This window comes from Iodobacter fluviatilis (assembly GCF_004194535.1).
GTDB lineage: Bacteria > Pseudomonadota > Gammaproteobacteria > Burkholderiales > Chitinibacteraceae > Iodobacter > Iodobacter fluviatilis_A.
In genome coordinates, this window is the sequence record NZ_CP025781.1 from 3,698,843 (window position 1) to 3,717,992 (window position 19,150).

Genomic DNA, 19,150 nt, shown 5'->3' on the forward strand with positions numbered 1-19,150 from the left:
AAATGCAAAAAGTTTTATTGCTCGGGGCAAATAATCCAGAAACTGCTCGCATGATCCGCTGTGTACTTCAGAAGGCAGAGGTTGATTTTGTTGGCTATATCGACAATGCCCCAGACAAAAAAGGACAGCAATTTTATGGACTGCCTATTTTTGGCGGCTTTGAAGTATTAAATCAATTTGATCCTGCTGAATATCAATTTGTAAATTTAATTACGCGTGATTGTCTGACTCGCCATCAAACTACATTACAAATGCTGAACGCAGGTTTTAAAATGTATAATTTTATTCATCCTAGCGTGGATGATTTTATGGTGGAATTGGGGGGGGGTTATATCTACAAGAGGCCGTCATTGTGCAGGCAGGAGTTAAACTGTCTGATAATGTAAGTATTCATATTGGCTCGTTGATTGGACATGAAACTGAAATTGGTGAGTCTTCTTTTATTGCCCATGGTGTTGCTGTGTCTGGCTGTACCAAAATTGGGAGAGGAGTATTTATTGGTGCTGGGGCTAGTTTAGTGCCGCGCATTAGTATTGGTGATTGGGCAATTATTGGCTCGGGGGCTGTGGTTACTAAGGATGTGCCAGCAGGGGCGGTGATGGTGGGTAACCCGGCTAAAGTATTAAAAATGCGTGATATTCCAGAATTATAAATACAGGTTAATATTAATTTAAGGGCTTGGTATGACAAACAAATTACATGCAGAGTTTGAGCGTGAGCGCGCAATTGATATTCAGCAGCAGGGTAGGGATGGTGCTGTGCATTCAATTGCACTTGATTTTTTAATTAAAACTGCACCCTATAAATACGCTTATAATTTTAAGGCACTTGGCCGGCCAATTATTCAATTTCCTCAGGATATGATTGCCATTCAAGAACTAATTTGGGAAATAAAGCCTGATTTAATTATTGAAACGGGTATTGCCCATGGCGGTTCACTCATTATGAATGCCTCTGTATTGGCAATGCTTGATTATTGCGATGCAGTCAGCTCAGGGGAAGTGCTTGATCCACTAGCGTCCAAGCGTAAAATGATTGGCTTGGATATCGATATTCGCCAGCATAATCGCGAGGAAATAGAAAAACATCCTTTGGCGCATAAAATTGAAATGATTCAAGGCTCGTCCATCGATGCATCGATTGTTAAGCAAGTTAAAGAAATTGCTGCCCAATATTCAAAAGTATTAGTCTTGCTAGATTCTAATCATACCCATGACCATGTGTTGGCCGAGTTAAAAGCCTATGCGCCACTGGTTTCTAAAGGTAGTTATTGTATTGTGTATGACACGGTAATTGAAGATATGCCTGTCGATTCATTTCCTGATCGGCCATGGGATGTGGGTAATAATCCTAAAACCGCTTTGCATGCCTATTTAAATGAGTTACAAGCAGAAACTGTATTTGCCTCAGATGGTGAACGATTATTTTATGAAATTGATAAAGAGATTGAAAATAAGTTGTTGATTACAGTTGCTCCGGATGGCTACCTGAAACGTGCTTAATCAGCTCTTTCATTGTGAGTTGATTATGGTGTATTTATTGCACATAACTCATAATGGTTGGGTTGGTAGTACTCATGATGTTGATGTGTATGGTTTTTTATTTAATATCTGCATTGTTTATTTTGATGGAAAATTATAGTAGATGAAAAATATGAGCGAATATAATAAAGAATTAACTTTGATATTGCTTACGCATAATAGAAAGAAATTCTTAGAAAGAGCTGTTTCATACTACGCGAATTTCCCATTCAAATTACTTATTTTAGATTCGTCTAAAGTTAGCAATGTACCCTTGCTTGATAAATATAAAGATAAAAATCAAGATGTGGATTATATTCATTACCATTCTGATGCATATGGTGATTTGGTAAAAAAAATTAAGTATGGTGTTAGTCTGGTTAAGACAGAGTACGTGCTTTTTGTTGCCGATGATGATTTTACTCTGTTAAATGGTATTCAGGATAGTTTGCATTTTCTTAAAAATAATGCTGATTATGGGATGTGCCACGGCTATTCAATGATGTATCTGGCCGATGCAAAAGAAGTACATTATTTTCAGTACGCAAAAAAAATTAGTGGTGATTACTCTAGGGAGGGGGGCGATAGAATCATTGATTTTATGGCGGAGTATCATCCTCCCTTTTATGCCGTACAGAAAACAGCATTATTATCAAATTGGTTCGAGCGGATTTATGATGATATTTCCTTCGAATTTAGTGAGTTTGGACATGCTTTTCATATGCTTAATCTCGCTAAAGCGCATGTGTTACAGACTCCGTTTATGGTCAGGGAGTTGAATTATCCCTATTCAGAGCATTTAACAGATTTAAGAACAGCGATGGAAACCAAGAACATCCATCCGGAAAAAAGAGAGTATTTTTATTCATTTCTTGAGCGGCTATTGCTGGAAGTAAATCCACAGCGCCCATCTAAACAAGTGCGTGATTTAATTGAGCAATCCAGCCAAGTATTGGTGAGTTGTCTACAGTTAGAAACATCGCTTCAATTGGCGGAGTTGTTTTTTTCAACGGCTGAATCTACACCACAAAAGCTAGATTGGACCTTCTTAGCTAAGCAGCCAATTACCGAATTGCCTTTTTATTCAGCAACTTTCTTTAATACATTAGCTGAAATTGATACCCTGATTAGAGTGATGCCCTGTGGTAAGTTGCAACTTGATAGCTTAAGTAAATTACCTAGACAGCAAAATGATCCTTATATGGCTTTAAGAATTGCACAAGGCCATTTTATCGATGAATTGTCGCTTATTTCTCCTCGCGTTGCTGTGGTGCTTCATCTCTTCTACCTTGAGCAATGGGACGAAATTAAGCCTTTACTGCTTAATATTCCCTATGACTTTGATTTATTTGTTTCGACCATCGCAGAGAATAAGAGCGATGTTATGTCGATGTTGGCTGCCGATTTTCCAAAGGCAAAATTATATATTACAGAAAATAAAGGCCGCGATATTGGCCCCTTGTTTGAGCTATTGCAGCATGAAAATCTAGCCAACTATAATTTTGTTTGTAAATTGCATACCAAGAAATCCCCCCATTTAGACCCTGATTTGGTGCAAAAATGGCGTGAAGAATTATTAGTTTCTTTATTGCCTTCCAAGGAAGGCGTGCAGGCTATTTTTGATTTATTTAATACCCGCCCAGAGGTGGGTATTGTGACTGGGGCGGGTGTGCTGGTGCATGCGCATTACACGCCCGGCGGCAATATTGGTTTGCTGCGCGAATTGGCCGCACGGCTGGGTTTCAATTTAGATGAAACAGCCTATGAGTTCCCCGGTGGTTCAATGTTCTGGTGCCGTGGGAGCGTGTTTAATTCAGTTAATGCACTGAATATTTCGGTGGATGATTTTGAGCCAGAAGCTGGACAAACCAATGGCACGCTGGCGCACGCTATTGAGCGTTTGTTTCCATTGATTGCCTATCATCAGGGCTTGCTAACGGTGGATGCTGGCTATCAGGGGCATGTTCCTAATCCGCGGTTCCCTAATAGTAGTGAAGAGTATTTGCACTGGCTAAGTAAGCAGGCGCTGAGTATCCCTGAGGCTAAATTATTTGATTTGCATGCAGCAGCCGTGTCTTTGCCTAAGGTTAAAATTTGTATTGTTGATCGTTTTGCCAATAAAAGCGGCTTAATTGCTTCAATAAATAGCGTTTCGTGCCAGTTTTATGCTGATGTGGAATTACTGGTGTGCTCAAGTGCGGCCAATCCTATGCCAGAGTCTGGGATTGAATGGATTCAAGTTAAAGATGGGTTTTATTCTGCGGTGCTGGATACCTTAGTCCAGCAGGAGTGCGCATGGCTGGGGCTGATGGAGGCAGGAGATCAGCTCACCATGAGTGGTTTATTGCTGGCGATGCACCAGCTGGCTGAGCATCCAGAATGGAAAGCAGTTTATTTTGATGATGATGTGATGAATGCCGATGGCCGCCCTGCGTGCCCGCGTTTTAAACCTGATTTTGATATTAATTTATTACGCAGCATTCCCTATGCCGATGGCTTTTTATTACTCAGAACTGATGTGGCTTTGGCCGGTATTTATCAGCAGCTTGAAGGCTGGGGGGGGAGCAGCTCACGCTTTTATTGCACTGCTATGAGCAGTATGGGGCGAAATCGATTGGCCATATCCCAGAGCTTGTTACGCATCTGCAGATTAATGATTCCAGAATTTTATCCGATCCCCGTCGTTATAAAGATTTCTCACAATTAATCGAAATGCATTTACAGCGAGCAGGAGTTGACGCTGAAGTATTGCCTAATGGCCGAGTAGAGGGCGCAGTGCGGGTGAAATATGCACTGCCAGAGCGCCCACTTGTGAGCATTATTATTCCGACTAAAAATCAGCTGCCTATGCTGCAGCGCTGTATTGAATCTATTTTGGAGAAAACCAGCTACTCGAATTATGAAATTATTATTATTGATAATAATAGTGATGATCCGCAGGTACAGTCTTATTTGGAGCAGCTCGAGTTATTACTTAGCGATCGGTTACGGGTGTTTTCTTACCCGCATGCTTTTAATTTTTCTGCGATTAATAATGCGGCAGTGGGGCAGGCCAATGGCGAGTATTTGGTCTTGCTTAATAATGATACGGCCATGATTCAGGATTCATGGCTGGATGAGTTACTGCATCATGCCATGCGGCCAGAAGTAGGGATTGTGGGCGCTAAGCTGCTGTATCCAAATGGCCTAGTGCAGCATGCGGGCGTTGTGCTTGGCTTGCGTGGGCCGGCTGATCACCCGTTTATTGGCGCTTCGCTGGAGGAATCGGGCTATATGCACCGCCTGCAGCTAGATCAGCAGTATTCGGTGGTGACGGCGGCCTGCATGATGATCCGTAAATCCGTGTATGTGCAGGCAAGGGGAATGGATGAGCAGGACTTCAAAGTTTCTTATAACGACGTTGATTTATGCCTAAAGGTAAAGGCGCTGGGCTATTCAACGGTCTGGACGCCATATTCAGTGGTGATGCATGAGGGGAGCGTGAGTCAAACGCAAATTAACCCAGATAAGGCAGCTGCTAAGCAATTACGCTTTGAGGGTGAGCAACTGGCGATGTACCGCAAATGGCGGCCAGAGATAGGCAATGACCCTGCTTATAATAAGAACTTAACCCTCAGCGGCAATGGTTTTGAATTAGAGCATCGCTCGCTGTTATCTTGGCGGCCATTAAGCTGGAAGCCTTTGCCTGTGGTGCTTTGCCATCCGGCTGATCAGACTGGCTGCGGGCAGTATCGTATTTTGCAGCCTTTTGCTGCAATGCAAGAGGAGCAAAAAATCTCTGGGGCCATTGCTTTTGAGCTGTTCCCGGCGTTTGAGCTGGCAAAGTTAGCACCTGATGTTATGGTTTTTCAGCGGCAGATTTCGGCGCAACAAATTGATTTTTTGCGCCTATCCAAAGCCTGCACGCCTTCATTTAAGGTGTATGAATTGGACGATTACTTGCCCAATATCCCCATTAAAAGTGCACATCGCTCGCATATGCCTAAGGACGTGGTGAAGTCTTTGCGCAAGGCTTTAACCTTTGTTGACCGCTTTACGGTATCAACTGATGAGCTGGCCAGCGCTTATCAGGGCATGCATTCGGTGATGCATGTGGTAAACAACTATCTGCCCGTGCCGCTCTGGGGCGATTTGCATTCAGAAAGAAATCAGGGCAAAAAGCCACGTGTGGGCTGGGCAGGGGGCGCGAGCCATACTGGCGATTTAGAATTGATTGAAAGTGTGGTGAAGGCGCTTGCTAGTGAAGTTGAATGGGTGTTCTTTGGGATGTGCCCAGATAAGCTGCGCCCCTTTGTGCATGAGTTTCATGCGGGTGTGCCGATTGGTCTTTATCCGGCAAAGCTAGCTAGTTTGAATCTTGATTTAGCTCTAGCGCCTTTAGAGCAGAATATTTTTAATCAGTGCAAAAGTAATCTGCGCCTTTTAGAGTACGGCGTTTGTGGCTTTCCAGTGATCTGCACAGATATTGCCCCGTATCGAGGTAGTTTGCCCGTTACACGGGTGAAAAATAAGCACAAAGACTGGGTGGAGGCGATTAGAAGTCATTTGGCGGATATAGATGCCAGCGCTCGCATGGGGCGCGAATTAAAAGCAGTAGTATTAAAAGACTGGATGCTTGATGGGGCTAATTTAGATAAATGGCGCGAGGCTTGGTTGCCTAATTAAATGGTGTGAGGTTTGTTTTGGCTTGGCGGAAACAAACCTCAATCGCTTGGCTTGTTTTTGGTCATTGAAAAAAGATTAGAAATAGTCCTCAAGTTTATCGGTGCTCTTCCGATAAAGCATACAAGGGCTTACTTATATGCCTGAAACACTAAGCACCGATTCCAGGACAAGCAAGGGGTAGTATCATGTCTCAAGTCATTAACACCAATGTACCATCACTCAATGCGCAGCGTAATTTAGCTTCGTCATCTATGAGCTTATCAAACTCACTACAACGCTTGTCCTCGGGTCTGCGTATTAATAGTGCCAAGGACGATGCAGCGGGTCTGGCGATTTCAGAGCGTTTCACTTCTCAGATCCGCGGTATGGATCAGGCCAAGCGTAATGCCAACGATGGTGTTTCACTTGCGCAAACCGGTGAAGGCGCTTTAGGTCAGATGGGCGATATTTTACAACGTGTACGTGAGCTGGCTGTTCAGTCTGCCAATGCCACCAATACTTCAAATGACCGCTTAGCGATCAACTCTGAAGTGACACAATTAGTTTCAGAACTCGATCGTTTTGCAACATCAACCGAGTTCAACGGTCAGAAGTTGTTTGACGGTAGCTTCACCGCAGCTACGTATCAGGTTGGTGCCAATACTAACCAGACTATTACTGCAAATACTGCAAACTTACGCACCAACCAATATGGTACTTACCAGGTGGGTGTGGGTAATGGTACGGGCAACTTAGCAACGACTAATTCTGTTTCTGGTTCTACAGCGGTAACTGCTGGCGCAACAGGGACGGTTAATGTGGATGGCGCTGCGGTAACTTCTTCTGGCTCATTCAGTATTAATGGAACCAATATTTCGGTTTCTGGTACAGATATGGCGAAAGATATTGCCAATAAAATTAATGCTGCCGGAACAGGCGTAACCGCCACTGCACGTACTGAAGTTAACTTAGGCTTGGCATCTGGTACATACAGTTTAACTGCCGCGTCAAAAAGTAGCACATTTGAGTCTGTCTCATTTAACGTGAATGACTTGGATAACAACGGCAAAATTGAAGCCGACGAGTATTCGCAAGCGATTCAGGCGTTTAATGCCAAGTCTTCCAAAACGGGGATTACCGCTGAACTGGCGACTTTTGAAGACTCATCTAAAACGACTCAATATGCATTGAAACTAACTGCTGCTGATGGCTCAAATATTGCGCTAAGTAATGACCCAAGTAATGCCAGTGGTTTTGGTGGTGGCGTCACTAAATGGGACATGGATGTCACTAATTCCAGTGGTGCTATTCAGTATATGTCCAGTGGTCAAGCCGGTGCGGTCTCTACATCTGCAGCGGGTTCAGGCGTGGTGACTTTTGGTGGTCAGGTTGTACTGAACGCCACTAACTCATATTCCGTTACAACGAGCGGTGCAGGTTTTGCTTCTGGTGTGTTGGCGGTAGGTGGAACTTCTACTACAACAGCTTTAACCAGTGGTGCAGCGTATGCATCTACACTGAAAACAGTTGAAAAACTAGATATCTCAACTGTTCAAGGTTCTAACCAAGCTTTACGTGTGGTTGATGACGCTTTATCGACAGTAAATGACCAACGTGCTAAGTTTGGTGCGCTGCAAAGTCGCTTCACTGCTACGATTAATAATCTGGCCACAACGTCAGAAAATATGAGCGCTGCGCGTAGCCGGATTAGAGATGCCGATTTTGCAGCAGAAACTGCAGCGCTCACACGGGCTCAGGTCTTGCAACAAGCAGGTACAGCAATGTTAGGCCAGGCTAATGCCCTGCCAAACCAAGTGCTAAGTTTGCTGCGCGGCTAAGTTTAAGCTAGGCTTGAATGAGTCAAGGCCCCGGCAAACTCGTGTTGCTGGGGCGTTTCTACAGGAAGGTGTATCATGGATATCCAATCAACTTCGCAGCTTTTACCCCCTGTCGCGGCTAAAGGTGTTAATGAGCGCTTTCATGACGCGCCACCTACTGAATTGGCAAAGGTAGTTAGTGCAGAGCCGGTCAAGGTGAGCCCTGATGCGGTACAGGCACTGAAACCCGCTGCTGATGCAAAAGAAGTTAAACAGGCAGTAGAAAAGCTAAACCAAGCGGTTCAAGGTTTCTCTGATAGCTTGCAGTTTTCTGTTGAAGAAGAAACAAAGCTGCCTATTGTTAAATTAATTGACACAAAAACAAAAGAAGTGATTCGACAATTTCCCAGCGAAGAAGCTATTTCTATTGCAAAGGCAATTGATCGATTTCAGGGGCTTTTAATTAAAGATCGTGTCTAGTTGGCCGATATATTGAATACATAAATAGGGAGGCTATCATGGCTGGGATTTCTTCTTTAGGCTCGGGTTCAGGGATGGATTTGTCGGGCTTGATTGATAAGCTAATGGCAGCTGAAAAAGCGCCATTAAAAGATTTACTGCTTAAAGAAGCATCTTACCAAGCCAAAATATCCGCTTATGGTTCTGTAAAAAGCGCTTTGTCTGCCTTTCAAGCTTCACTAAAAAACCTTTCTAGTGTACAAACGTTCAGAAGTACCACGGCGACATTGGCTGATTCTTCAATTGCAACCGTTACTTCCAATAGCCTTGCTCAGCCCGGCTCGTATAGTTTGGAAGTTTCACAATTAGCCCAAAATCAAAAACTGACATCAAATGCCTTTAGTAGTATTAATACGGGCTTGGGTACAGGGACGTTAACAATTCAGCTTGGCACAGTGGATAAGCACGATACTGACGCTACAAGCGATGATACATTTACTGCAAATGCAAAAAAACCTTCATTCTCTATTGATATTACCTCCAAAAACAATACCTTGGCAGGGGTGCGAGATGCAATTAATCTTGCTAATCAGGGTGTAAGTGCCAGTATTTTGAATGACGGTACGGGTAGCCGTTTAGTTTTAACCAGTAAAGATTCTGGTGCTGAAAATTCAATAAAAGTATCGGTGATTGATTCCGATGGCAATAGCACGGACACAGCAGGCTTATCTGTATTAGCTTACGATCCGGCTGGGGCGCGTAATTTAATTGAAACACAGGCAGCAAAAGACGCTAAATTTAAAATTGATGGCATTAATGTTAGCAAACCTACTAATTCGGTAACGGATGCTATTCAAGGTTTAACCATTAATTTAACTAAAGTTTCTTCACCCACCAGTACTGGTGCAACCACACTTGCGCCAACCACGATTACGATTGGTTCTGACTTGTCTGGGCTTAAAGATTCTATTAAGGGTTTTATTAAATCTTATAATGAATTGAATAAAACACTTAAAGATGTTTCAAGTTATATACCTGGTAATGCAACTACTTCAGCTAAAGCTGCGCCGCTTAATGGTGATTCTGCTATTCGTTCTATTCAAAATCAAATGCGTGCAGTCGTCAATGAAATGCAGGGCGAAGGGAGTTATTTTAAATCTCTGAGCGATATTGGTGTTTCATTTAGCGGCTATCAAACCGATGCCAAAGGCACAATTATTGGTGGAACCACGCCTAAGGGTGATCTTTCACTGAATGAAGCTAAATTGCAGGCCGCTATTGCAAGTCATCCAGGCGATGTTGCCAATCTATTTACGGTGAATGGTATTTCAAGTAGTAATCAAGTGACCTTTTTGGCTGGCTCCTTGGCTACTCAATCAGGTAAGTATGCTGTTGAGGTTACTACGCCAGCTAGTCAGGCTAAATACAGCGGCTCTGCGCTCTCGTTTCTCAAAGTTGATGCAACGAATAATACTCAGAATGTCACTTTAGGTGGGGTCAGTGCAAGCCTTTCCATTGATAATAATGATTACACAACGGAAAGCTTGGCGGCTCAAATCAAATCTAAAATTGAAGCCGATCCCACTTTGTTTACCTCTGGCACAGATACTATTAAAGTTGAATTCAATAAATTGAATAAAAACTTTGATATTAGCCGTGAAAGAACAGTGGCAGGCTCGCCTGCAACTGTTCAAAAAGACTCAATGGCTTTAAACGTTGCATCTGCACCTAAACCTATTACCATTGATGAGAACAATAAAACATTATTGGTTTCTGTTGATGGCGTGAATAGTCAAATTATTACTCTTGGTAAAGGGAGTTACGCCTCGATGGCTGATTTGGCGGCAGAAATGCAGTCAAAAATTAATAGTGATACTTCATTAGTTAAAGCCGGCAAAACGGTCGGCGTGGCTTTTAATGAAGCGACTAGCCAGTTTGATCTATCTTCTGGCTTATATGGTAAAGATTCAAAGATTAAAATTACAGGCGTAGGTAATTCGACCTCTAGCACTTCTGCAGCAACTTTAGGTTTGGTCGTTGGTGGATATTCTGATACGCCTGCTGGCCCAACCGTCGGATACACCTATACCGCAGGTGCGGATGTAGAAGGCTTGATTGGTGGCGAAAAAGCTAAGGGCTCTGGGCAAGCATTAACGGGTACAGGGGCCAGTGAAGGTTTGAGTTTGATTGTCACTGCCAGTACAGCTGGTGATTATGGTTCTGTTTCATTTAACCGTGGTGTGGCTTTTGCTTTAGATAAATTACTTGATAGCATGGTTAAAGATCGAACCGGGCTGGTGGCAAAGCAGACAGAAGGCGTTACGAATAGCATTGCTCAGCTAGGTGATAAACGTGTTCGGATGAATCGCCAGTATGATGCCACCGAGGCACTTTATCGTAAACAATTTACGGCGATGGACATCGCTATTGCAACCATGAGAAATACGAGTAGTAATTTAACTGCACAGCTTGCCAGTTTGCCAAAGTAAGTACATTAGCGTGATGAATATAAAGTGAAGTGTTTTTTAAAATACGCTGCATATTATTCGCATAAATTGGCCTGTTTTAGGTATTAAACAAGGCTTGCTAGATTGAGTCGGCGTTTCTCGAATTCCTTTAGAGAGTTATTTTTATGAGTGCGGTTAAAAAAGCAATTTCTGCCTATGGGCAAACCAGCCTCGATATGGTTGTAGAATCAGCCAGCCCCCATCAGCTTATTGTTCTGTTGTTTGAGGGTGCGATTAAAGCTATTCAATTGGGCAAAATTTACATGCAGCAGGGGCTGATTGCACAAAAAGGTGCAGCGATTTCAAAGGCAATTGCAATTATAGAAGACGGTTTGCGGCTGGCTTTAGATAAAGAAAATGGCGGTGAGTTAGCTGAAAATTTAGATTCTTTATATGACTACATTAGCTTTGAATTGTTGCAGGCTAATATTAATAACACACCTGAACGCTTAGATGAAATGTTGAATTTGTTAGGGCAATTGAAAGACGCATGGTTATCAATTGGTTTTAGTCAAGTTGAAAATGAAACACCTGCTGTCGTACGTGATGAACAAGAGCGGAGTAACTTAAGTTATGGGCGTATCTAGGTATTTAACTGCCTATGCAAACTTGAATGCGTGCATTACTCAAATGTTGCTCACAGCCAAGGCTGAAGACTGGGATAATATGTTGGTGCATGCTCAATTATTTGCAGAATTAAGCTCGAATTTGCCTATGATTGAATGGGGCGCGTTAACAAGCTTAGAGCAGCAGCAACTGGCTGCAATTTTGCAAGTATGTAACAGCGAAGTGCAAGAAATAGAGCAAATGGCAGTTAATCAACGCGGTGCGCTGGCTACGCTTTTGCAAAATATGCATAACACTGGAAAACTACAACGCGCGTATGACGTCTAATAATAGCCTGCCCGCCCCGGCAGGGGAGATCGTCTTATGAATGGCATCGTCATTACTTGGGTACAGCTTCTTTATATCAGTCTGATTTTGATTTTATTTTATGTGGCTGAATTGCTTTTGTTTATGCGTAAAGCATCTATGCATCGGGGTTTAGGTCAAAATCCTCAAGAGATGGATAAATTGCGTAATGAAATTGCGCAGCTTAGATTTGAGATGGATGCTCTCAAGCTACGCTTGGCTGCGTCTCAAACGCAGTGGACGAGTTCTTCTGCGGAATTGGTGATGGAGGGCGATCAAGAAAGCCCTTATAGCCATGCGATTCGATTGGCGAAACTCGGGGCGGATTCAAACAGCGTGGCGCACCAATGTGGCATTTCACGCGGTGAAGCTGATTTAATCGTTGCGCTTTACCGCTCCAGTACGCAGAGATAAGCATGCTTTCCGACTTTGTAGGTATTGACTCGGCTTGCTATTTTATTCGCTCTCTAGCGGTTAGGGAGGCTATTTGCGCCTGCCGCCTTGTTTTTAAAGACCATTATGCTTCCCGGTACTAGTCCGATCAGCTTAGTTCAGCACTACCTCAAAGCACAGGAGGGGGTCGCTGAGGTGACGCGCATCACATCAGACGATGTGCGCTATACCGTTGGTGAACGGGTGCAGGCAACGGTAACGGGTCAATTACCCAATGGTCGTTATGCCGTGCTTATTAAGGATCAGTTACTGGATCTTAATTTGCCAAGAAATACCGAGCCTGGCGAGAAGCTAGATCTTACTGTGGTTACGGGCTATCCCAAGCTGACCTTTGCTTTGACTGGAGCTGGTGCACAGCCTGCATTGCCACAAGAAATGGTTTTAAGCCAAGGCGCTCGCTTTTTAGCTTCTTTGCTTGGCAAAGGTGAGGCTAAGCCTGGGGCTGCTCAATTGAGTTCCGCAGCCGCATTGTTTGATGGGGCTCCTGATACAGAAAAATTAGCCGCGAAGCTATCTCAAGGCTTGGCCGACAGCGGTTTATTTTATGAATCACATCAGGCTGAATGGGTGAATGGTGAGCGGCCATTGCAGTCACTATTAAGAGAGCCACAAGCTGGCTTGGCTAAGCCAGCCACAAATGGCGCTGAAAAAATGGAAAATACGGATAAAGCCAACAATTTTGCGCCAGCTAAAGATAATTCACTTGCAGAGAAAATAACTCAAGCACCGGAGGGGCTTTTACGTAATTTGGTTCAGCAACAACTGGACGTGCTTGAGCAGCGCCCCATTGTATGGAGTGGGCAAGCCTGGCCTGGACAGCCATTGCATTGGGAAGTGGAGCCCGAAAACGAGCGTCAAGCCGGAGGGGGCAAGATGAAGAGCAGCGTAGTTGGCAAACTCGGTTAAATCTTCAGCTCCCAGAGCTGGGTGGCTTGAGTATTGTGGCGGTGCTTCGTAATGGCGAATTTGCTTTGCGCTTTGAAGCGTCGGCCCAAACGGCAGAAAAGATTCGTGCAGAAACCAAAAATCTGCAAAATCGCTTTGAGGCTGCCGGTTTGACTTTGGCGTCCAGCCTAGTGGTGGTTAATGCTGAGCAAGTGAATGTCACGTAAGCATCCTGATGGCCGCCGTCAGCAAGCTGTGGCGTTGGCTTACCAACAAGGTAGTAACTCCCCTCGCGTCGTCGCTAAAGGGCAGGGCTTGCTGGCCGAACGGATTATTGAACGTGCACAAGAAGCAGGCGTGTTTGTGCATGAATCACCTGAGCTAGTCGCGATGCTGATGCAAGTGGATCTAGATCAACACATACCCCCGCAACTTTATCGTGCTATCGCCGAATTACTAGCCTTCGTTTATCATTTGGAGCGTGGAGAATCAGTGACTGTGCCTGTTTTTGATTTGCCGCCCCTAGTCGATGATCAGCCCGAGTAATCCCATCCCATGCTTCGCCATCAATTTAAAGACTTACGCTATCGCAGCGCTATTCTTTGCTCTTGGCTGCAGATTTGGGAGCGGGGTTTTATTTTCCTGTTACCACCTATGTGTTGCAACGTTTTGGATCAAAAAAGTTTGTTTAGGTGCGGGCTGGCAATTGCCCTTGGTACTGCCCGCGCTGGCTTTTGCACTAAGTTTTAGTTTTACTTTAGTGATTATGGTTTTTGAAGGCGTAGCACATCGCTGCCTAAATGTGACCATGAATGCACAGGGTGTTGCGGGGGAGCTGGAAAACGACAAACCGATTATGTCTAGATTGCACGCTGTGTTTGTCTAGTTTCGAGTGTTCATAAACACGTTTAGTAAACAATTCAGGTTTGATTTTGTACCAATGTTTTAACGCAGAAATTGGTGTTGTATGACCCAGCGCTTTTTGCGGAATGTGATGGTTGTAGAGCTTGGGATGATTTTCCAAGGTTTGTCTGATCTTCTCTGCTGACGCAAACCGCGTTTGCTGAACAACCTCGCTGATTCGACCGTTGAAACGCTCCACCATCCGATTGGTCTGGGGTGACGTGGCGGAATCAAACGGTGTTCAATCTGCAGGCGATGACACTCGCGATCAAAGCGATGCTGCCCACTCGTCACCTTCTCTTTGCAAGTAAAACGATCTGTAAATTGGCTGTCATTGTCAGTCAAAATCGTTTTGATTTTAACTGGACAAGCACGATGTAGTGCTTGAAGAAAGTGCGCTGCACTTTCTTCGGTTTAGTTGGGGTAGATGGCGAAGTAAACCCAGCGAGGGGCTCGATCAATGGCGACAAATAGCAACGCTGCATTTCATTTGGCATCTGCGGCAGGTATTTGATGTCGATATGTAGATAGCCAGGACCGTCGCTCTTAAAGGTCTTCGTGGGTTTCGCCTCCGCTTCATCGGCAGGAATCAGATCTTTAGTTTGTTCACCCCATATCGTGAGAAGCAGCGATACAAGCCAGCCCGAGAAGCATGAGGATTGATGAATTCCTAGGTAATGACCAGCATGTCATCCAAGGGCAGCAAGAGCAGTCGACGCAATTCAACGACGATGATTTCCTTAAACAAGTAACAAGGGTGAGCCACTGACTTGACGAACCTACCCAGCGTTGCACTTACTATTTGATAGATGAGGCCGACGGGTAGATTGCCCGTCAGCGCTTGTGGCGGTTTAAATCAACCCAAAGCCATTTAAAAGAATAATGCCGATTAAGAGTGGTGCAATATATCGCAGTAAAACAAACAGTACTTTAATCAGTGCCTGATTATTTAAGCTGCCACCATTGGATAGTGCTTCTTTTAGTTTGGGCAAACCATAAGACCAGCCAGCAAAGATGCAAAGTAAAATGCCGCCAACAGGCATCAGAATGTTTGAGCTGATATAGTCAAATAAATCAAATGTATTTAAGCCAAATAGTGTCCAGTTTGCGGTCAGCGATTGAGATAATGCGGCGGGTAGGCCAAATAGGGCAATCGTTAATATGCTGATGGCGGTGGCTTTTTTACGGCTCCAATTACAGCGCTCAATCAACATTGCAACGGGCACTTCCATAATTGAAAGAATGGCCCCTGTTGCAGCAATTGCCGTCAGAATAAAGAATAAAGCCATAAAAATACTGCCGCCTGGCATGCTATGAAATACGGCTGGAATCGTAATAAAGACCAGTGATGGGCCAGCAGCTGGCTCAAAGCCAAAAGCAAATACCGCTGGGAAAATAGCTATACCCGCCAGTAAAGAGACGGTTAAATCGGCAAACATCACGCGTGTGGCGGTGAGGGGGATATTTTGTTCGGCACGGAAATAGCTGCCGTAAGTGAGCATGGTTCCCATACCAATGGATAGCTTAAAAAAGGCCAGCCCGACTGCCGTTAAGATAACCGCTGAATTAATTTTGCTAAAATCAGGCGTAAATAAGAATTCAAGGCCACGCATTGCGCCAGGTAAAGTTAGGCTGCGGATACAAAGTGCAATGAGCAATAAAAATAGCACTGGCATCAGCTTTTTGCTAACGGCTTCAATGCCTTTAGATACGCCACACATAATAATTGCGCCGGTAAAGCCAAGCACAATCCATTGCCAAATAAGGGCAGACTGAGGATTCGCCACTAGTTCGCCAAACACGGCCTTGGTATGGCTTGGATCTACTGAGCTGAGTTTTCCAGATAAGGCTTTAAAAATATAGGCAAAGACCCACCCTGCTACTTCAGTGTAAAAGGCCAGAATCAAAACAGCTACTGCAATCCCCATTACGCCAATGATCTTCCAGAAGCCTTGCCCTTTGGGGGCTAATTTTTCAAAGGTGGTGATCGCGTTGGCACGAGATGCTCGCCCCAACATGATTTCAGTCATCATCACAGGCAAGCCAACTAATAGTGTGGCGATGATATACACCAATAGAAAGCTAGCTCCGCCATTTGTACCCGTTAGGTAAGGAAACTTCCAAATATTACCAAGGCCAACGGCAGAGCCCAAGGTGGCAACGAGAACACCAAAGGTTGAGGTGAAGCCGTCGCGGGATGTGTTACTCATTATGCGTTTCCTGTTTTAAAAACAATTTACGGTAAAACTTATTGATTATGGTGATGTAATGACCTACTTGCGGCTCTGTATTGGCATGTGTGCTTGAATGGCGTGGCAGGTATAATCAAGATAAGAAGAATGGAGCCCTGCATGTTTAAGTATTTAGAAGACTTCGTCGGACATACACCTTTAGTACGCTTAAAACGTATGCCCGGCGACACCAGTAATATTATTTTAGTAAAGCTTGAAGGCAATAACCCAGCCGGATCAGTTAAAGACCGGCCCGCATTATCCATGATTCGGCACGCAGCGGCTCGTGGAGATATTCAAACTGGTGATACTTTAATTGAAGCGACTTCAGGTAATACCGGTATTGCCCTTGCCATGGCCGCGGCGGTGATGGGGTATCGCATGATTTTAATCATGCCCAAAAACGCCAGTATCGAACGCGTACAAAGCATGAAAGCTTACGGTGCGGAAGTAATTTTGGAAGAAAGTATGGAAAGCGCCCGTGATTTGGCGCAAATAATGGTAAAAAAAGGCCAAGGCATTGTATTGGATCAGTTTGCAAACGCAGATAACCCGCTTGCTCACTATGAAAGTACCGGCCCAGAAATATGGCAAGATACAGAGGGCCGTATCACCCATTTTGTTTCTAGCATGGGCACTACTGGCACCATTATGGGCACTGGGCGTTATTTAAAAAAACAAAATCCGGCCGTGCAAATTGTAGGTGTTCAGCCTTGCGATGGCGCACAAATACCAGGGATTCGCAAATGGCCGCTGGATTATGTGCCTGCTATTTGTGATTTCTCTAAATTGGATCGCATGATGGAAGTCAATCAGGCGCTTGCGGAAGAAACAACTCGCCGGTTGGCGCGTGAAGAAGGCATTTTTGCGGGCATCTCATCGGGTGGCGCGTTGGCGGCGGTTTTGCAATTATCACAAGAAGTAGAAAACGCAGTGATTGTTTCCATTGTATGTGATCGTGGGGACCGCTATCTTTCGACCGGCGTATTTCCTGCGTGATGGGTTTGATTTAAGCGAGGCCTAAGAAATTTGATATTTTTGTAGGAGTGGCTTTTGCCGCGAAGGCTCAGCTTGTTAAAGTCATTTGCGGCTAATGCTGCTCCTCAGGAGTTTTTTCTAAGTTGACAGGGTGGCCCTGCGGCATGCGTTTATAATTTTGTGCCTTTGAAGTAATCATTTAGCTGTATTAGCAAGGAAAAAGCATGACTCCCGTCGATCTACATTGCCATTCAAACCATTCCGATGGCCTGCTCCCTGCGCGTGATGTGGTGCGCAAAGCGTTTGAGCGGGGCTGCCAATTATTTGCGCTCACCGATCATGATGAAACGCGCGGCCTTGCCGAGGCAGAAGACGAAGCCAAGCAATTAGGAATGAAGTTCATTAATGGCGTAGAAATCTCGGTGAGCTGGGGCAAGCATATTTTACATATCGTTGGCCTTGGTTTTGATCGCAATAATGAAGCGTTACTGGCTGGGCTTGCCAGTGTGCGCTCTGGCCGTGGTGAGCGAGCCGAGCGTATGGCCGCCGAGCTGGATAAGGTGGGCATTCATGGCTCCTTAGAAGGTGCTCGGCAGTATGCGGATAATCCAGCCATCCTGAGCCGTGCTCACTTTGCCCGTCATTTAGTGAAAACCGGCGTGTGTAAAGATATGGGCACGGTGTTTAAGCGCTATCTGGTGCGTGGCAAGCCCGGCTTTGTTGAACACGAATGGGCGCGTTTGCACGAGGCTATTGAATGGATTACTGGCGCGGGCGGTGTTGCTGTGCTGGCGCATCCTGCCCGTTATGAAATGGGCAACGAAACACTCCGAGTGTTGCTCACCGAATATAAACGCCTTGGTGGCGAGGCCATTGAAGTGGTTTCTGGCTGCCATGGTATTCCTGATGCTGCACGATTTGGACGGCTGGCTCAGGAATTTGGTTTTTTGGCCTCTTGCGGTACGGATTATCACGCCACCGGCGAAGGTGCGCGTGAGCCTGGTTTAAATCCAGATCTCCCCATGGATTGCATGCCGGTTTGGCATCGCTGGTTGTCACCAGAGACGATGTCCCCTTCAATTTCAGCAGGTTAAACAATGTCTCAGTTTTTTTCTATTCATGCAGAAAACCCGCAAGCCCGTTTAATCAAGCAAGCCGTTGATATTATCCGCAAGGGTGGAGTAGTGGTTTATCCCACAGACTCCTGTTATGCCATTGGCTGTAAGTTAGATTCAAAAGACGCTTTAGAGCGGGTTAGGCGCATTCGTCAGTTGGATGATAAACACCATTTCACCTTGGTTTGCAGCGATTTATCGCAAATTGGCACCTATGCTAAAGTCGATAATCGGGTTTACCGCATTTTGAAAGCTACCACGCCGGGTAGCTATACTTTTATCTTAGAAGCCAGCAAAGAAGTGCCGCGCCGTGTATGGCACCCTAAAAAATCCACTATCGGCTTGCGTGTACCAGATCATCCCATTGCTTTGGCAATGCTAGAAGAGTTGGGCGAGCCGATTTTATCTTCTACGCTAATTTTGCCAGGGGATGATGAGGCACTGACGGATGCATGGGAGATTCGTGATCGCTTGGAGCATGATGTTGATTTGGTGATTGAAGGTGGTTATTGCGGCATGGAGCCGACAACGGTGGTGGATTTATCCGGTGAAGGTGCCGAATTGCTGCGGAAAGGTAAGGGGAGTCTAGCGCCTTTGGGCCTGTAGGCTGGGCGTGTTTTAGTCTTGTTGCAATTTTTTACTCGTGATTTATGCGAGGTTTGACAGGCTGTTAGATGGCACTGCCAGCGTGCCGTACTGAGCTTTTTTTGCCCCCCTACTTTTTGC

19 protein-coding genes and 1 pseudogene are annotated in these 19,150 nt (G+C 44.9%); 18 read left to right on the plus strand and 2 right to left on the minus strand.

Translation table 11 applies throughout. The annotated features are described in order from the left end of the window. Positions 1-2: 2 nt before the first annotated feature. From C1H71_RS21105 to C1H71_RS20775, 15 genes are all read left to right on the plus strand, one after another. On the plus strand, positions 3-386 hold the full coding sequence (locus tag C1H71_RS21105; protein ID WP_223145899.1) for a nucleoside-diphosphate sugar epimerase/dehydratase: 384 nt from the start codon (positions 3-5) through the stop codon (positions 384-386). Next, positions 353-652: a DapH/DapD/GlmU-related protein gene (locus C1H71_RS21110; RefSeq protein ID WP_223145900.1), complete on the plus strand. Its 300-nt coding sequence runs from the start codon at positions 353-355 to the stop codon at positions 650-652. The genes C1H71_RS21105 and C1H71_RS21110 overlap by 34 nt, the downstream gene beginning before the upstream one ends. Positions 653-683: 31 nt before the next feature. Next, positions 684-1,502, plus strand: coding sequence for a cephalosporin hydroxylase family protein (locus C1H71_RS16395; RefSeq protein WP_130107515.1), 819 nt, complete (start codon positions 684-686; stop codon positions 1,500-1,502). Between the two features lie 151 nt (positions 1,503-1,653). Further along, the gene (locus C1H71_RS16400) at positions 1,654-4,227 is read left to right on the plus strand and encodes a rhamnan synthesis F family protein (RefSeq protein WP_188053366.1); all 2,574 of its coding nucleotides are present in this window, start codon (positions 1,654-1,656) and stop codon (positions 4,225-4,227) included. A gap of 5 nt (positions 4,228-4,232) precedes the next feature. Beyond that, positions 4,233-6,185 carry a glycosyltransferase gene (locus C1H71_RS16405; RefSeq protein WP_130107517.1) on the plus strand — a complete coding sequence of 651 codons (1,953 nt, stop codon included), beginning with the start codon at positions 4,233-4,235 and terminating at the stop codon, positions 6,183-6,185. A 185-nt stretch (positions 6,186-6,370) separates the two neighbouring features. Next, a complete protein-coding gene (locus tag C1H71_RS16410; protein ID WP_130107518.1) occupies positions 6,371-8,002 on the plus strand; it encodes a flagellin N-terminal helical domain-containing protein in 1,632 nt (543 codons plus the stop codon). 75 nt (positions 8,003-8,077) lie between these two features. Beyond that, on the plus strand, positions 8,078-8,461 hold the full coding sequence (locus tag C1H71_RS16415; RefSeq protein WP_130107519.1) for a flagellar protein FlaG: 384 nt from the start codon (positions 8,078-8,080) through the stop codon (positions 8,459-8,461). Between the two features lie 38 nt (positions 8,462-8,499). After that, complete coding sequence (fliD, locus tag C1H71_RS16420; protein ID WP_130107520.1) at positions 8,500-10,929, plus strand: flagellar filament capping protein FliD; 2,430 nt, start codon at positions 8,500-8,502, stop codon at positions 10,927-10,929. Between the two features lie 143 nt (positions 10,930-11,072). Next, a complete protein-coding gene (gene fliS / locus C1H71_RS16425; RefSeq protein WP_130107521.1) occupies positions 11,073-11,534 on the plus strand; it encodes a flagellar export chaperone FliS in 462 nt (153 codons plus the stop codon). Between the two features lie 43 nt (positions 11,535-11,577). Continuing rightward, positions 11,578-11,841, plus strand: a complete 264-nt coding sequence (locus C1H71_RS16430) for a hypothetical protein (RefSeq protein WP_130107522.1) — start codon at positions 11,578-11,580, stop codon at positions 11,839-11,841. A gap of 36 nt (positions 11,842-11,877) precedes the next feature. Beyond that, the gene (locus C1H71_RS16435; RefSeq protein ID WP_130107523.1) at positions 11,878-12,273 is read left to right on the plus strand and encodes a DUF2802 domain-containing protein; all 396 of its coding nucleotides are present in this window, start codon (positions 11,878-11,880) and stop codon (positions 12,271-12,273) included. Positions 12,274-12,447: 174 nt separating this feature from the next. Next, a complete protein-coding gene (locus tag C1H71_RS16440) occupies positions 12,448-13,218 on the plus strand; it encodes a hypothetical protein (RefSeq protein ID WP_130107524.1) in 771 nt (256 codons plus the stop codon). Continuing rightward, positions 13,104-13,424 carry a flagellar hook-length control protein FliK gene (gene fliK, locus C1H71_RS16445; RefSeq protein ID WP_130107525.1) on the plus strand — a complete coding sequence of 107 codons (321 nt, stop codon included), beginning with the start codon at positions 13,104-13,106 and terminating at the stop codon, positions 13,422-13,424. Before C1H71_RS16440 ends, fliK begins: the two co-directional genes overlap by 115 nt. After that, positions 13,414-13,743, plus strand: coding sequence for an EscU/YscU/HrcU family type III secretion system export apparatus switch protein (locus C1H71_RS16450; protein ID WP_130107526.1), 330 nt, complete (start codon positions 13,414-13,416; stop codon positions 13,741-13,743). Before fliK ends, C1H71_RS16450 begins: the two co-directional genes overlap by 11 nt. 160 nt (positions 13,744-13,903) lie before the next feature. Next, on the plus strand, positions 13,904-14,083 hold the full coding sequence (locus C1H71_RS20775; RefSeq protein ID WP_188053754.1) for a hypothetical protein: 180 nt from the start codon (positions 13,904-13,906) through the stop codon (positions 14,081-14,083). On the opposite strand, the pseudogene C1H71_RS21590 reads toward C1H71_RS20775, so the two are convergent. Beyond that, positions 14,078-14,842: pseudogene (locus C1H71_RS21590) on the minus strand (integrase core domain-containing protein); the annotation flags it as partial. The gene C1H71_RS20775 and the pseudogene C1H71_RS21590 overlap by 6 nt on opposite strands. A 109-nt stretch (positions 14,843-14,951) precedes the next feature. After that, entirely contained in the window at positions 14,952-16,310 is a 1,359-nt protein-coding gene (locus tag C1H71_RS16460) for a sodium-dependent transporter (protein ID WP_130107528.1), read from the minus strand. Positions 16,311-16,451: 141 nt separating this feature from the next. On the opposite strand from C1H71_RS16460, the gene cysM reads away from it, so the two are divergent. The 3 genes from cysM to C1H71_RS16475 all read left to right on the plus strand — a co-directional run bounded on the left by cysM (position 16,452) and on the right by C1H71_RS16475 (position 19,030). Further along, positions 16,452-17,330 carry a cysteine synthase CysM gene (cysM, locus tag C1H71_RS16465; RefSeq protein WP_130107529.1) on the plus strand — a complete coding sequence of 293 codons (879 nt, stop codon included), beginning with the start codon at positions 16,452-16,454 and terminating at the stop codon, positions 17,328-17,330. A gap of 203 nt (positions 17,331-17,533) precedes the next feature. Next, positions 17,534-18,403 carry a 3',5'-nucleoside bisphosphate phosphatase gene (locus C1H71_RS16470; RefSeq protein ID WP_130107530.1) on the plus strand — a complete coding sequence of 290 codons (870 nt, stop codon included), beginning with the start codon at positions 17,534-17,536 and terminating at the stop codon, positions 18,401-18,403. A 3-nt stretch (positions 18,404-18,406) separates the two neighbouring features. Beyond that, complete coding sequence (locus C1H71_RS16475; RefSeq protein WP_130107531.1) at positions 18,407-19,030, plus strand: L-threonylcarbamoyladenylate synthase; 624 nt, start codon at positions 18,407-18,409, stop codon at positions 19,028-19,030. The last annotated feature ends 120 nt before the right edge of the window (positions 19,031-19,150 follow it).